At 72.3% G+C, this 14,467-nt stretch carries 12 protein-coding genes and 1 pseudogene; 10 read left to right on the top strand and 3 right to left on the bottom strand.

Translation table 11 applies throughout. From position 1 onward, the window contains the following. Positions 1-2: 2 nt before the first annotated feature. Both KVT45_RS27440 and KVT45_RS27445 read right to left on the bottom strand, forming a co-directional pair. On the bottom strand, positions 3-377 hold the full coding sequence (locus KVT45_RS27440) for a fic family toxin-antitoxin system, toxin component (protein ID WP_217551773.1): 375 nt from the start codon (positions 375-377) through the stop codon (positions 3-5). A gap of 4 nt (positions 378-381) precedes the next feature. Then, positions 382-633, bottom strand: a complete 252-nt coding sequence (locus tag KVT45_RS27445) for a toxin-antitoxin system HicB family antitoxin (RefSeq protein WP_217551774.1) — start codon at positions 631-633, stop codon at positions 382-384. A 139-nt stretch (positions 634-772) separates the two neighbouring features. Between KVT45_RS27445 and KVT45_RS27450 the strand changes: the two genes are divergently transcribed. The 7 genes and pseudogenes from KVT45_RS27450 to KVT45_RS27475 all read left to right on the top strand — a co-directional run bounded on the left by KVT45_RS27450 (position 773) and on the right by KVT45_RS27475 (position 9,508). Then, the gene (locus tag KVT45_RS27450; RefSeq protein ID WP_217551775.1) at positions 773-1,561 is read left to right on the top strand and encodes an ABC transporter ATP-binding protein; all 789 of its coding nucleotides are present in this window, start codon (positions 773-775) and stop codon (positions 1,559-1,561) included. Positions 1,562-1,565: 4 nt separating this feature from the next. Then, entirely contained in the window at positions 1,566-4,133 is a 2,568-nt protein-coding gene (locus tag KVT45_RS27455) for an ABC transporter permease (protein ID WP_217551776.1), read from the top strand. A 47-nt stretch (positions 4,134-4,180) separates the two neighbouring features. After that, positions 4,181-5,035 carry a TIGR03621 family F420-dependent LLM class oxidoreductase gene (locus tag KVT45_RS27460; protein ID WP_217551777.1) on the top strand — a complete coding sequence of 285 codons (855 nt, stop codon included), beginning with the start codon at positions 4,181-4,183 and terminating at the stop codon, positions 5,033-5,035. Positions 5,036-5,420: 385 nt separating this feature from the next. Then, positions 5,421-6,308, top strand: coding sequence for a hypothetical protein (locus tag KVT45_RS27465; protein ID WP_217551778.1), 888 nt, complete (start codon positions 5,421-5,423; stop codon positions 6,306-6,308). Continuing rightward, positions 6,308-6,661: pseudogene (locus tag KVT45_RS56540) on the top strand (serine/threonine protein kinase); the annotation flags it as partial. The gene KVT45_RS27465 and the pseudogene KVT45_RS56540, both read left to right, overlap by 1 nt. Next, positions 6,662-7,273, top strand: coding sequence for an ABC transporter substrate-binding protein (locus tag KVT45_RS56545; protein ID WP_254647447.1), 612 nt, complete (start codon positions 6,662-6,664; stop codon positions 7,271-7,273). 18 nt (positions 7,274-7,291) lie between these two features. Continuing rightward, the gene (locus KVT45_RS27475; protein ID WP_217551780.1) at positions 7,292-9,508 is read left to right on the top strand and encodes a bifunctional serine/threonine-protein kinase/ABC transporter substrate-binding protein; all 2,217 of its coding nucleotides are present in this window, start codon (positions 7,292-7,294) and stop codon (positions 9,506-9,508) included. Between the two features lie 141 nt (positions 9,509-9,649). Here the strand turns inward: KVT45_RS27475 and KVT45_RS27480 are convergent, their stop codons facing one another. Beyond that, positions 9,650-11,245: an alpha/beta hydrolase gene (locus KVT45_RS27480; protein WP_217551781.1), complete on the bottom strand. Its 1,596-nt coding sequence runs from the start codon at positions 11,243-11,245 to the stop codon at positions 9,650-9,652. Positions 11,246-11,432: 187 nt separating this feature from the next. On the opposite strand from KVT45_RS27480, the gene KVT45_RS27485 reads away from it, so the two are divergent. From KVT45_RS27485 to KVT45_RS27495, 3 genes are all read left to right on the top strand, one after another. Then, complete coding sequence (locus KVT45_RS27485) at positions 11,433-11,867, top strand: GNAT family N-acetyltransferase (RefSeq protein ID WP_217551782.1); 435 nt, start codon at positions 11,433-11,435, stop codon at positions 11,865-11,867. Positions 11,868-12,019: 152 nt separating this feature from the next. Beyond that, on the top strand, positions 12,020-13,354 hold the full coding sequence (locus tag KVT45_RS27490) for a hemolysin family protein (protein ID WP_217551783.1): 1,335 nt from the start codon (positions 12,020-12,022) through the stop codon (positions 13,352-13,354). Beyond that, positions 13,351-14,364 (top strand): hemolysin family protein, encoded by a 1,014-nt coding sequence (locus KVT45_RS27495; RefSeq protein ID WP_217551784.1) that lies wholly within the window; start codon positions 13,351-13,353, stop codon positions 14,362-14,364. The genes KVT45_RS27490 and KVT45_RS27495 overlap by 4 nt, the downstream gene beginning before the upstream one ends. Positions 14,365-14,467 lie beyond the last annotated feature (103 nt).

The following is a 14,467-nucleotide window of genomic DNA, read 5'->3' on the forward strand; positions in this document are numbered from 1 at the left end:
GGTCACAGGCTCCAGCGGCGCAGTTCCTGGGCGATGTCGGCGACGCCCGCCTCGCCGTTCTTGACCAGCCGGGCCAGGTCGCGGACCTGCTCGGGCGAGGTGGCGACCTTGAGGCCGCTGGCGACCAGGTAGGCGTAGGCGACCGAGGACGCGAACAGCGCGTTGGAGCGCTCAAGGGCCGGGACGTGGATCAGAAGCTGGAGCAGGGCGGCGGCCCGGGCGTGCGGGGTGTCGTAGACGGGGACGTCGAATATCTCGGCCTGATGCCTGGCGACGGCGGCGATCAGCGCACCCCAGTCGGTGACCTGCGGGTCACCCGGGGTCTTCTGTTCGGCGAGCATGAGAAGCCAGGCGAGGTCGATCGTCAGGTCGCTCAAGGGATCAGTGACGACCTTCGGTCTTGTCAGAGGTGTCGGTACCGTGCGGCTCGCCGAACTCCTCGGCGAAGACGGACTCGTACTGCTTCATGAAATCGGCGGCGGCCTCGACGAACGTCCGGCCCGCCTCACCCGTGTCCTGCATGACCAGTTCCTCTATGTAGCGGTTGACGCTCACACCGCGCGCGAGGGCGCGCTCGCGGGCCGCCTTGGCGGTGCCCTCGTCCACGCGCACGTTCAGCTGGGTCTTCGCCATACCACGAAGCTAGCGCGGATCCGCTAGCAGCGGCAAGCGCGCATCGGAATCGAAAAGTGATACCGCCTGTGGGACGGGTCACACTACGCTCGACCCGGACAAAGAGGTCGGTGATCGTCAGGTGATGGGGGAGGCAGTCTTGTCCACAGCAGCTGCGGAGGCGCCCGCCGCCGACGGGGTCGCGGCCCGTGCGCGCGGGCTGACCAAGGCGTACGGCGCGGGCGAGACGGCGGTGCTCGCACTGGACTCGGTGGACGTGGACATCGCCCGCGGCCGCTTCACCGCGGTCATGGGCCCGTCGGGCTCCGGCAAGTCCACGTTGATGCACTGCCTGGCGGGGCTGGACACCGTGTCGGCAGGCCAGGTCTGGCTCGGCGGCACCGAGATAACCGGGCTGCGGGAGCGCGAGCTGACGCGGTTGCGCCGGGACCGGATCGGGTTCATGTTCCAGTCGTTCAACCTGATCCCGACGCTGAACGCCGCCGAGAACATCACCCTGCCCATGGACATCGCGGGCAAGAAGCCCGACGAGAAGTGGCTGAACCAGGTCATCGACACACTCGGGCTGCGGGACCGCCTCAAGCACCGGCCGGCGCAGCTCTCCGGCGGCCAGCAGCAGCGCGTGGCCTGCGCGCGGGCGCTGGCCTCCCGCCCGGAGCTGATCTTCGCCGACGAACCGACCGGGAACCTGGACTCGCGGGCGGGTCTGGAGGTACTGGGCTTTCTGCGGGAGGCGGTCGACCAGCTGGGCCAGACAGTCGTGATGGTGACCCACGACCCGGGCGCCGCCGCCCACTCCGACCTGGTGCTCTTCCTCGCGGACGGCCGGATCGTGGACCGGATGGAGGGGCCGACGGCGGACGCCGTGCTCGAACGCATGAAGCGTTTCGACGTGGGACGCGGGTCCTCCGGGCCCGAGGAGGACTGACCCGGTGCTCAAGGCAACCCTGCGCAGCTTCCTCGCGCACAAGGGACGGCTGATGCTGTCCGCGCTGGCCATCGTCCTGTCCGTGGCGTTCGTCGCGGGCAGCCTGATCTTCTCCGACACCGTCACCCGCACCTTCGACCGGTTGTTCGCCTCCACCTCCGCCGACGTCACGGTGGAGCCGAAGCAGGACCTCAAGTCGTCGGTGCCGACCGGCGCCGTCCAGACCGTGCCGGCCGCGCTGGCGGGCGAGGTGGCGAAGGTGGACGGGGTCGCGGACACCCACGCGGACGTCTCCGTGCAGAACATCGTGGTGGTCGACAGCCACAACAAGTCGGTCGGCCCGACCACCGGCGCCCCGACCATCGCCACCGACTGGTACCTGACCCGTCGCAGCCCCGTGAAGCTCACCTCGGGGCACGCCCCGCAGGGCGCAGGCCAGGCCCTCCTCGACGCGGACACCGCCGACAAGAAGCACGTCCGGATCGGCGACACGCTGACCGTGCAGGCCCAGCCCGGCACCTTCAGGGTCGAGATCGTCGGCATCGCCACCTTCACCACCACCAACCCCGGCGCGGCTCTGGTCTTCCTCGACCCGTCGGTCGCCGCGAAGGAACTGCTCGGCGCCACCGGCCGGGCCACCAGCATCTCGGTGGACGCGGCGCAGGGGGTGACCGACGCCGAGCTGAAGGGCCGTATCGGCGCGGCGATCGGCACCGGGACGTACGACCTGAAGACCGCCGACGAGCAGGCGAAGTCGTCGGCCGCGGACCTCGGCGGCTTCCTCGACGTCATCAAGTACGTGATGCTGGGATTCGCCGGGATCGCCACCCTGGTGGGCGTCTTCCTCATCGTCAACACCTTCTCCATGCTGATCGCCCAGCGCACCCGTGAACTGGGGCTGCTGCGCGCCCTGGGCGCCGACCGGCGGCAGGTACGGCGGTCCGTGCTCACCGAGGCGGTGCTGCTGGGTCTTGTCGGTTCGACGCTGGGCCTGGGCGCCGGGGTCGGGCTGGCGTTCGGGCTGATCAAGCTGATGAGCGCGTTCGGGATGAACCTGAAGGCCACCGAGATGGTCATCGGCTGGGGCACGCCGGTCGCGGCGTACGTCGTCGGGGTCGGCGTCACCTTCGTCGCCGCGTATCTGCCCGCCCGGCGCGCGGCCACGGTGTCGCCGATGGCGGCGCTCGCGGACGCCGAGATCGCCGGGGTGGGCAAGCCGCTCAGGACGCGGGCGATCGTGGGCGGGGTGGTCGGGGCGATCGGGGCCGCGGCCCTCGCGGGCTGTGCCGCGGCCTCGAAGACCGCCTCCGCCGCCTCGCTGCTCGGCCTCGGGGTCGTGCTGACCCTGATCGCGACGGTCATCGCCGGACCGCTGCTGGTCCGCCCTGTGATCCGGGTCCTCGGCGGGGCGTTCCCCGCCCTCTTCGGCCCGGTCGGCCGGATGAGCCAGCGCAACGCCCTGCGCAACCCGCGCCGCACCGGTGCCACCGCCGCCGCGCTCATGGTGGGGCTCGCCCTGGTCGGCGGGATGTCGGTGGCCAGCGCCTCCATGTCCAAGTCCTTCGACCAGCAGATCGACAAGACGCTGGGCGCCGACTTCGTCGTCCAGAACAGCAACTTCCTGCCGTTCACCCAGGAGATCACCGACAAGGTGCGAGGCACCGAGGGCGTGGGTCTCGTGGTACGGCAGCGGTTCGCGCCGGTGGCGGTACGGCTGCCGGACGGCAAGCGGGTCACCACGACCGCCGCCGGGTACGACGCCCAGGTCGACGAGGTCGCCCATGTCGCCTACAAGGGCGGCGACACCGCGGCCGCACTGGCGGCCGGCAGCCTCGGCATGGACGTCACCTTCGCGAAGGACCACAAGGTGCGCCTCGGCAGCGTGCTCCCGGTCGAGTTCCAGGGCGGGAAGCGGGCCGAGATGAAGGTGGGCGCCCTCACCGACCAGGACAGCGGCGGCGGCTTCGGCACGCAGGGCGGGCTGTTCTTCGGCATCGCCACCGTGCAGAAGTACGTCCCCGGCGGCCAGGACTCCTCGCTGTACGTCAACCGGGCCCCGGGCACCAGTGCCGACCAGTTGCGCTCGCGGCTGGAGAAGACACTCGCGCCGTACCCACAGGTGCAGGTCCGCGACCAGGCCGACTACAAGAAGCTGGTGCACGACCAGATCGCCGTGCTGCTCTACCTCGTCTACGCGCTGCTGGGCCTGGCGATCGTGATCGCGGTGCTCGGCGTGGTCAACACCCTGGCCCTGTCGGTCGTGGAGCGCACCCGGGAGATCGGGCTGCTGCGCGCGATCGGACTGGCCCGGCGGCAGCTGCGCCGGATGATCCGGCTGGAGTCGGTGGTGATCGCGGTGTTCGGCGCCGTGCTGGGGCTCGCGCTCGGCCTGGTGTGGGGCGTGTGCGTCCAGCAGGTCCTGGCGCTCCAGGGCATGAAGGCGCTCGCCGTTCCGTGGAGCACGATCGTCGCGGTCGTGATCGGCTCGGCCGTCGTGGGCATCGTGGCCGCCCTGCTGCCGGCGTTGCGTGCATCGCGCATGAATGTGCTGGCGGCCATCGCGCACGAGTGATGGAATCCCCGTGGTCGACTCAAGTCACTCGTCACCGAGGAGAGTTCATGCCGCGTCCGTTCCGCTTCGGGGTCAACCTACTCACGCCCGCGTCGGCCGGCGAGTGGCGCGCGAAGTGCCGGCGCGCCGAGGAACTCGGGTACGACGTGCTCCTCGTCCCCGACCATCTCGGCATGCCGGCGCCGTTCCCCGCACTGGTCGCGGCGGCCGAGGCCACCGAGCGGCCGCGGCTCGGCACCTTCGTGCTCAACGCGGCCTTCTGGAACCCGACGCTGCTGGCCCGCGAGGTGGCGACGACCGCCGCGCTGACCGGCGGCCGGCTCGAACTCGGGCTCGGCACCGGCTATGTGCGGGCGGAGCACGACCGGGCCGGGCTGCCGTTCGGCTCGCCGGGCGAGCGGGTGGACCATCTGCGCCGCACGGTCGAGGAGTTGCTGAAGTCGGAGGGGTGCGGGGTGCCGTTGCTGATCGGTGGCAACGGCGACCGGATGCTGCGGCTGACCGCCGAGCGCGCGGACATCGCGGCCTTCGCCGGGGCCCGCCTGACGCCGGGAAACGCGGAGGGCCGCCTGGAACCGGTCACGGCGGAGGAGCTCGACGAACGGGTGGCCCGCTACGCGGAGCTGGCGGCCGGCCGCGAGGAACCCGCCGAACGGAACCTGCTCATCCAGATCGTGGCGATCACCGACGACCCGTCGTCCGCGCTCGGCCCGCTGCTGGAGCGGCGGCCCGAGCTGACCCTGGAAGAGGCCCTCGCCCTGCCGACCATCCTCGTCGGCACACTGGAGGAGGTCGTGAAGCAGGTGCGGGGGCTGCGCGAGCGGTACGGGTTCTCGTATCTGACCGTGCTGGAGCCGTACATGGAGGCGTTCGCTCCGGCGATCACAGAACTGTCCGCGTAGTGGAATCGGCCGGTGGGCGTGAGCGGTTGCGCGGAGGAACAGTCCGCGCCAACTCCCACCGGTGCGCCTCCTGCCCCGTACTCCATTGACATCGCCTCCAGCCCCGACCGGCTCGGACCGGTTGGGCAGACGGCACAGATTCCCTCCGGTCTTCTCCAACTGCCCTGGAATCATTGCGTGTTGAGCCGAGCTCGTTCGTGAACCGGCTACGATCCGGTCGGCTCCACAAGTCGTCGTCGCCCGCGAAACCGGAAACGGAAGTCCGGGAACCGCCGGATGCCCGAGTGGCATCGGTACAGGGGCGGGGCACACGTCGACTCGGCAGTTCCCCCCGCGGCGCGGGGTACGGCGAGCACTGGACGAGCACGCTACAAGGGGCGGGATCGTGGCGTACGCGAGAGGCCTGCACATGTGCGGTGCCCTGGTGATGTGCGGGTTACTGCTGGTCGGCTGCACAGCGGGCCAAAGCGGCGAGGACACGAAGACCGGGGCGGCTGCGGCCGCGAGCACAGGCGGGGACGCCTCACCGACGGCCTCGCCGACCTTCGCAACGGATCCCGCGAAGCAGCCGAGAACCGCGGACCAGGCACGGGCGCTGATCAGGAAAGTGATCGCCGGCCCGGAGCTGTTCGGGCAGAGCGTGGTACGGACGACACCGTACGAGAGCGACCCGGGCCGCTGGGCACTGCTGGGCGACGGCTGCGCCTGGCAGTTGGAGAAACTGCCCGCGGGCGTACTGGCCACGCTGACCCGGCACTTCGAGGTGCCCGCCGGGGGCGGCAAGGGGCCGGTGCGGCTGTCGGCCACGATCACCGTGCACCGTACGACGCTGGACGCGGCCTGGGAACAGGCCGGAATGGTGGAGGAGTCCTTCGGCTGCCAGGAGGAGCTTCTGCGGCCGGGCGAGCGGCTCACGGAACTGAGCTCGACCATGTACGCGCGGGGCGAGGGACACAACGACTACAGCGACGAGTCGCTGGAGGAGACGGGCCTGTGCGTGAGTGACTCCCGCGGCGGCCCGTATCCCTACAAGTACGACCAGGCCGCGCTGGGCCCCGTGGTGGTCAGCACCTCCGTGTGCGGGGGCCGGGGACGCGCAGTGGACGAACTGTGGGCCCTGGTCCAGAGAGCCCTGCCCAGGATGCTGCTGAACGTGAAGTACGAGATCGGGAGCCCCGCCGCGTTGGGAGCCGCCTCGCCGGAGCCGGACACCTCGGCCGGCGCGGGCACGTCGACGCCGATGACGAAGTCGGACCCGGAGGGGGGTGCGTGATGGAGCGTCTGCTTCCCTCCGATCCGTCCCGGCTCGGCGGCCACCGGCTGCTGGGACGGCTGGGCGCCGGCGGCATGGGCGTGGTCTACCTGGCCCGTACCGAGGCCGGGGACCTGGCCGCGGTGAAGGTGATCCGGCCGGAGTACGCCGACCAGGCGGAGATCCGGGCCCGGTTCCGCCGGGAAGCGGTCTCCGCCCGGCGGGTGGACAGCCCGTGGGTGGTGCCGGTGGTGGGCGCCGACCCCGAGGCCGGGGCACCGTGGCTGGCCACGGCGTTCGTGCCGGGTCCGTCGCTGGCCGAGGCGGTCGTCGCCTGCGGGCCGCTGCCGACCCGCGCGGTGCGGATCACCGGCATGGAGTCCGCGCAGATCGTCCGCGACACCTCCCGCGCGCACGAAACCGGCCTGTACGCCAGGGTCGTGCCCGCCGCCGCGCCGGACGCGTCCGTGGTGATCGCCGACATGCTCGCCCACGACATCGACGGCTTCTTCTGCACCGGCACCCCCGAGCGCGCCGCCGCGGTCGCCCGCACCCTGGCCGAACGGGGCTTCGCGGGGTCGCGGTTCCTGGACGCGCCCACGGCCACCGCGGCCTTCATCACCGCGGCGGGGGACGCGGCCGACGGCTGGCAGACCCTGACCCCGTACATCAGCCCGGACGCCGCACCCGTACGTGCCTTCGCCACCGCCTACCGCAAGCGCTACGGCAGCGCACCGGGCATCTGGGCGCCGGAAGCCTACGACACCACCCGCCTCGTCGCCGACCGGCTCACCGCCCTGGTCCGGGAGGGTGTCCGACGCCCGAGCCGCGCCCAGGTCACCAAGGCCCTCACCAAGGCTCAGTTCAAGGGGCTGACCACGACGTACGCGTTCAACAAGAGCAATGAGCTCGCCGTGCAGCGGGCCTACCACTACCGGGTCGACGGCGGCCGGTTCGCATACGTCGGCACGCTGCCCGCGTCCTGACGGCGGCGGGAGCGGGCGATGCGTGCGCTGCGGGCCGAGGACCCCGAGACACTCGGCGGGCACCGGCTGCTCGCCCGGCTCGGAGCCGGCGGCATGGGCACGGTCTATCTGGCCCGCGCCGCCGACGGAGCGGTTGTCGCCGTGAAGATGATCCGCGCCGAGTACGCCGCGGATCCCGCCTTCCGGGCCCGCTTCCGCCGCGAGGTACGGCTGGCCACCGGGCTCGACGCCCGCTGGGTGGTGCCGGTGACGGCCGCCGACACCGAGGCGCGCGAGCCATGGCTCGCCACCGCCTTCGTGCCCGGCCCGTCACTGGCCGAGACGGTCGACGGACACGGTCCGCTCCCCGCGCACACCGTCGTCGTACTGGGCGCGCGTCTGGCTCAGGCGCTGGCCGAGGTGCACGCGGCGGGCCTGGTCCACCGCGACGTCAAACCCGGCAACATCCTGCTCGCCCACGACGGGCCCCGGCTGATCGACTTCGGCATCGCCCAGGGCAGCGGCGCCACCGCGCTGACCGCCCCCGACGCGATCATCGGCACCCCCGGCTACCTCTCCCCCGAACAGGCCCGGCCCCATGAGGGCGAGGTGGGCCCGCCCGGCGACGTCTTCTCCCTCGGCTGCGTGCTGGCGTACGCGGCCACGGGCCAGCGGCCGTTCGGCACCGGCGACGCGGCCGCGGTCCTGTACCGCACCGTCCACGAGGATCCCGACCTCACCGGCCTCGACCGTCTCCTGCCGCCACCGGTGCACGAGGCGATCACCGGTTGCCTCGCCAAAGACCCCCGGCACCGGCCCACGGCCGCCGAACTCCGTGACGCGTTCGAGGCGGTGACCGGCCGGGCGCCGCGCGGAGCGGAGGGGCGCGGCACGAGTCGGGGTGCCGGGCCCCGGGGTGAGGGCGACTGGCTGCCTCCCGAGGTGCTGCGGCTGGTGGCCGACCGTTCTTCCCGCGCCCTCAACCCGCCGCCGCGCCCGCCGGCCGCCCCGGATCCATCTCCCCCGGAGCCGGTCCAGAGGCTGCCCCGACGCCGCATTCTCGCGATCGGCGGCTTGGCGGTCGCCGCCTCGGGCACCGGCGCCGCCGTACTGCTGAGCCGGCGGAACACCGCGGCGACGGCCGGCACGCCCCGCACCGTGCCGACGCACACCATCGGCTTCCAGGCCGACCTGACAGGGCTTCAGAAGGACACCGGGACAGCGCAGGAACGCGGGGCCGCCCTCGCCGTCGCCACCCACAACGCACGCGCCGACGCCTCCTTCCGCCTCGCCCTGGCCAGGTACGACGACCGAGGCGAGACCGCACGGGCGAAGGACGCGGCCCGCAGCCTGCTCGTCCGGTCCGCCCTCCGCGCGGTCGTCGGCCCCACCACGGCCGCCGCCGCACGCGCCGCGGGTCCGCTCTACGCGGCCGCGTCGACACCGTTCGTGCTCGTGTCGGTCGACGCCGACGAGGCCGGACTGTCCAGGGACTCCCTACGACGCACGCTGTGCGAGACCAGGACCTCGGGTTCCGAGCGCGCCCTGCCGGTCATCCTCTACCTGACCCGGGTGCACTCCACGCGCCGTACCGCCGTCATCGAGGACCAGGCCTCGGGACAGACGGCCTGGGACATCAGCCAGTACATCCGCGAGGCACCACCCAGCGAGGGTACGGTCACCATCCACCCCGTGGCGGCCGACACCGACGACTTCCGCCCGGCCGTCCTCAAGGCCCTGGCCACCCACCCTCAGGCCGTCATCCACGCCGGGGTCTCGCCGAGCCGAGCCGCAGCCTGCGCCCGCGCCCTGGCAGCGGCTGGATTCACCGGTCCCCGCATGGGATTCGAGCCCGTCATGCGTCCGGCCTTCCTCACCGCGGCGGGCGATGCGGCCGAGGGCTGGATATGCGAAGCCCCGTACACCGAACCGGAATCGGCCGGCACCAAGGCGTCCGAGGCGTTCACCGCCGCGTACCGGAAACGCTACGGCCAGGCACCCGGCCGCTGGGCCGCCGAGGCGTACGACGCCGTCGGTCTGATCGCCCGCGCCCTCGACGCCCTCGGGGGCGGCGCGGGAGTCGAGCCCGGCCAGGTCGCCGAACGCCTCTTCCGCACTGCCTACGACGGCGTGGCCAAGCCGATCCGCTTCACCCAGGACGCCACGCACACGCTGAACGCGGAGAGGGCAAGCTTCCTCTGCCAGGCCAGGGACGGGGATTTCCGGTTCCTGGGGCGATACGACCAGGCTCGATGAGCAGCAGCGACGGGAAGGTCGCCGCCGCGGCCTTCTTCCCGTGGGCTCGCCTGCCCTGGACCCCGAGTTTCTGCTGCCGGGCCGGCCGCAGCGGCTGGGTCCGTACGACCACGCGGTCTTCAAGCCACGCCGGGGTGCCTTCTACCGCACCTGCCCGGAGGAGCCGCTGAGTGAGCGCGGCGTCGACACGACGGGAGCGCACGTGAGGTCGGCGGCGGGGAGCCGGCCGGTGGCGAGGAAGGCGTTGACGGTGTCGTTGACACAGGCGTCGCCGTAGTCGGTGCCGTACACCCCGTGCCGGTAGGAGCCGGTGACGGTGATGAGCCGGGAAGCAGGCCACCTTGCGTGCATCTGCCGGGCCTCCGAGTACGGCACCCGGGGGTCGCCGGTGGCGTTGACCATGAGCGCCGGGATGTCGTTGTGAACGGTGGTGACCGGCTGTTCCTCGGGCGGCGGCCAGAAGGAGCAGGGTGTGACGTTGTTGAGGATCGGGCCGAACAGCGGGTGCCGAGCCCGGGTCCGCTCGATCGCGCGCCAATGGACCTCGGTGTCGCGCGGCCCTGGCGTGTCTGCGCACAGGTACGCGGTCTGAGTGCTGCCGTACGCGGAGCCGTCGCCGGTCAGCGTCGCCGCCAGGAAGGCGGCGAGGAACTCGTCCGGCTCGGCGTGCCCGGTGTCGGCGGCCTGCCTGAGTGTGCGGAAGACACCCGCGATGAGCGCGTCCCCCTCCTCCGTGTCGTCGCCCAGGACCGCGTAGTCGAACAGCGGCGCCACGTGCCGGTCCACCCGGTACGGGCCGACCGAAAGCGGCCGCCTCACGGCCGCGGCCTGGATGCGGTCGAGGGTGGCGAGCACGGCGTCGGCGGTGCCGCCCAGCCCGTATGTACGGTCGTGGGCCGCCGCCCAGCCCGCCCAGTGGCGCAGCGCGTCCTCGTTGACCTGCTCGGTGCCGTACTCCGCCCAGGGGGCGAGGCGGCTCGGGTCGTGCACGCCGTCGAGGACGACCCGGTCGGTGCGGCCGGGGAACATCGCCGTGTAGACCTCGCCCAGGTAGGTGCCGTACGAGACGCCGTAGAAGGAGATCCGGCGCTCGCCGAGGGCGGCGCGGACGGCATCCATGTCGCGGGCCGCGTTGCGCGTGGAGACGTGGGGCAGGAGAGCTCCGGCGCGGTCGCGGCACTGCTCGGCGAGGCCGCGTTCGAAGGCCGTCATGCGGTCGAAGCCGGCCCGGTCCGGGCCAGCCGAGCGGAAGTAGGTCTCGGTCCGCCAGCCGCAGTCCAGCGGTGTGTTGCGGCCGGTGAAGCGCGGGTCCACGCCGACGATGTCGTAGCGGCGGGCGGTCGCCCCCATCGCCGCGCTGACGGCCGGCAGGGACTCGATCGCGGGATCCGCCGGGCCGCCCATGTTGTAGAGCAGCGTGCCGATGCGGTGCGCAGGATCGGCGGCCCGGAGGCGGGCTATGGCAATGCTGACCGTCTGGCCGCCGGGGGCCGCGTAGTCCAGGGGGACCGTCAGGCCGGCGCATTGGGCGCCGGCCTTGTCGAGGGCCTTGCCGGTGTCGTCGTCGGGGCCGCGGACGCAGGTCTTCCAGGCGAGTTGCCGGTGGTCCGGAGACGGGTCGGTGGGCGTGGTCACGGGCGGCGGGAGATCGGCCGCGGTCGCCGGGAGGGCGGCCATGGCCAGGAGAACGACTGCTGCCGCCACCCTCCCGACCCCCACGCGGACTGTGATCGCCATATCACACAGTGTAGCAATCCGCAGGTAGGCGCCGTATCCGAATTCCGGGCAACTGTCCGGCATCCGCCGGAGTGGGCGATGCACAAGGATCCGGACGGCCGACAGGCTCGCGGCTCGCCACCCCTTCGACTCCCGGGCCGGGAAAACCCGTTCGCCAGAGCGGCAAGCACACTGCTTGGCTCACCCCATGAGCGAACTTCACATCCGCTGCGCCACCCTCTCGGACATCGACACCGCGCTGCGGTTCTGGCGCGACGCCGCCGAGGGAACGAGCATCAGCGACGACCGCGGCGGAGTGGACCGCCTCCTCGCCACCGACCCCGAGGCCCTGCTCCTCGCCGAACTGGACGGTGAACTCGTCGGCACGGTGATCGCGGGCTTCGACGGCTGGCGCTGCCATCTGTACCGGCTGGCCGTGCATCCCGAGCGGCGCCGCCGTGGCATCGGCTCGGCCCTGCTGGCGGCCGCCGACGAGCGGTTCGTACGGCTCGGCGGGCGGCGCGCGGACGCGATGGTGCTGGTGCGCAACGAGACCGCGCATCATGCCTGGCGGGCGGCGGGGTATCAGTCCCAGGAGCAGTGGCGGCGATGGGTGAAGCCACTGGCGGACGGCGACCACTGAGGCAATTTTGCCGATCCTTTACCATTGGGGAAACCGTCGTTCCTCGATGAAAGGTGTGAGCGTCCCCCCATGGGCGAGCCTCCCGGTCCTGACCGCCGCCGACACCGCGCGGTCCCGTCCGCCCTGTCCGATCATGGGACGGAGGTGACCCGATGACCGAAGTGCTCCTCCTGCTGGTGGCGATCCTGCTGTCGCTCGCCTGCGGTGCCTTCGTCGCGGCCGAGTTCTCGCTGACCACGGTCGAGCGCGGCGAGCTGGAGCGCGCCGTGGAGCGCGGCGAGCGCGGGGCGGCGGGGGCCCTCAAGGCCGCACGGAACCTGACGTTCCAGCTCTCGGGGGCGCAGCTCGGCATCACGGTCACCAATCTGGTGGTCGGCATGCTCGCCGAGTCCTCGATCGCCAAGCTGCTGGCCGGCCCGCTGGAGGCGGTGGGCGTCGGCGCGTCGGCGGCGAGCTCGCTCGCGCTGGTGATCGGCACCGCGCTGTCCACGGTGTTCCTGATGGTCGTCGGCGAGCTGGTGCCCAAGAACTGGGCGATCTCCGCGCCGCTGGCCGTGGCCAAGCGGGTGGGCAACGCCCAGCGCTGGTTCAGTGCGGCCTTCCGTCCGTTCATCACGCATCTCAACAACACCGCGAACCGGCTGGTACGGCGCCTGGGCATCGAGCCCGCCGAGGAGCTGGCCTCCGCGCGCGGGCCCCAGGAGCTGGCCGCACTGGCCCGGCACTCGGCCAAGCAGGGCGCGCTGGAGGCGGACACCGCCGAGCTGTTCGTGCGCACGCTCAACCTCGCCGATCTCACGGCCGAGAACGTGATGACCCCGCGCGTCCAGGTCGTCGCCCTGGAGGTCCGGGCGACCTGCGAGGACGTGGCGAACGCGACCCGGGCGACCGGCCTGTCCCGCTTCCCGGTCTACGAGGACAGCCTGGACTCGGTCGTCGGCACCGCCCACATCAAGGACATCCTGACCATGCCCGCCGAGGAGCGGTCCCGGGTCCGGGTCGCCCAGGTGATGCGCGAACCCCTGCTGGTCCCCGAGTCCCTCACCGTCGACCGCCTCCTGGACCGCCTCGGCGGCCGGCGCACCATGGCCGTCGTGATCGACGAGTACGGCGGTACGGCCGGCGTCGCCACCCTGGAGGACATCGTCGAGGAGGTCGTCGGCGAGGTCCGCGACGAGCACGACCCGCACGAGACGCCCGACCTGGCCCCCGCCGGCGCCGACGCGACGGGCCGCGCGCTCTACTCGGCCGACGGCGCGGCCCGCATGGACCAGCTCGCGCGCGTGGGCCTGCGGGCGCCCGAAGGGCCGTACGAGACGCTGGCGGGGCTGGTCGCGACCGCGCTGGGCCGGATACCCGAGACCGGGGACGGTGTCGAGGTCGCCGGCTGGCGGCTGGACGTGGTGGACGCGTCGGGACGCCGGGCGGCCCGGGTGCTGCTGCACGCGCCGCTCGCCGACGAGACGGAGCAGGAGGGGCAGCGGTGACCGCCGTACAGCTGCTGATCGGTTTCGCGACGCTGGTCGTGAACGCCTTCTTCGTCGGCGCCGAGTTCGCGCTGATCTCCGTACGCCGCTCCCAGATCGAGCCGCACGCCGAGGCGGGCGACCGGCGGGCCAAGAGCGTGCTGTGGGGGCTGGAACACGTGTCCGCGCTCCTGGCCGCCGCCCAGCTCGGCATCACGCTGTGCACGCTGGTGCTGGGTGTGGTCGCGGAGCCGGCGATCGCGCATCTGCTGGAACCGGTGTTCCACGCGATCGGCGTGCCCACGAGCGCCGGCCACGTCGTGTCCTTCGTGATCGCGCTGACCCTGGCGACCTATCTGCACATGCTGCTGGGCGAGATGGTGCCGAAGAACGTGGCACTGGCCGAGCCGGTGCGCAGCGCGCTGCTCCTCGGTCCTCCCCTGGTCGCGCTGTCCCGGACGCTGCGCCCGGTGATCTTCACGATCAACGCCTTCGCGAACGGCCTGCTGCGGCTGCTCCGGGTGGAGGCCAGGGACGAGGTCTCGGCGACCTTCACGGACACCCAGCTCGCCGAGATCGTCAGGGACGCCAGTGAGGCGGGCCTGATCGACGACCGGGCCCAGGAGCGGCTGCACGACGCCCTGGAGCTGGGCCGCCGGCCGGTGCGGGACGTGGTGGTGCCGCTGGAGCGTGTCGTCTACGCGCGCGTGGGCGTCACCCCGGAGGAGCTGGAGCGGCTGTCGGCGGAGTCGGGGTTCTCCCGCTTCCCGGTGGTGGACGAGGGACGGCGGATCGTCGGCTATCTGCACGTCAAGGACGCGCTGGACGCCTCGCCCCGGGACGAGGCGTTCCGGCTGCGGGACATGCGGCCGATCGCCCGGGTACGGGAGAGCACACCACTGGACGACGTGCTCACCGCGATGCGCGGCAGCCGCACCCATCTTGCGGGCTTGCTCGGCGACGACGGGCGGCTGGCGGGTCTGGTGACGATGGAGGACGTGCTGCGGGAGCTGTTCGGGCAGCATGCGTAGGCCCCGGCGGAGGAAGTGGCCGACGCGGCTCCGGAGGGAGTGACCGAGGCCTCGCATCTGCGGAGGGAGTGACCGACTGACGGGTATGCGCCCCGGGATACCA

Origin of the sequence: Streptomyces sp. GbtcB6, from assembly GCF_019091475.1 — a bacterium.
Lineage (GTDB): Bacteria > Actinomycetota > Actinomycetes > Streptomycetales > Streptomycetaceae > Streptomyces > Streptomyces hyaluromycini.

Coding starts and splice junctions, on each gene's coding strand:
- KVT45_RS27445 (WP_217551774.1), bottom strand. CDS start 633: ATGGCGAAGACCCAGCTGAACGTGCGCGTGGACGAGGGCACCGCCAAG.
- KVT45_RS27460 (WP_217551777.1), top strand. CDS start 4,181: ATGCCGCGTCCGTTCCGCTTCGGGGTCAACCTACTCACGCCCGCGTCG.
- KVT45_RS56545 (WP_254647447.1), top strand. CDS start 6,662: ATGGAGTCCGCGCAGATCGTCCGCGACACCTCCCGCGCGCACGAAACC.
- KVT45_RS27475 (WP_217551780.1), top strand. CDS start 7,292: ATGCGTGCGCTGCGGGCCGAGGACCCCGAGACACTCGGCGGGCACCGG.
- KVT45_RS27480 (WP_217551781.1), bottom strand. CDS start 11,245: ATGGCGATCACAGTCCGCGTGGGGGTCGGGAGGGTGGCGGCAGCAGTC.
- KVT45_RS27485 (WP_217551782.1), top strand. CDS start 11,433: ATGAGCGAACTTCACATCCGCTGCGCCACCCTCTCGGACATCGACACC.
- KVT45_RS27490 (WP_217551783.1), top strand. CDS start 12,020: ATGACCGAAGTGCTCCTCCTGCTGGTGGCGATCCTGCTGTCGCTCGCC.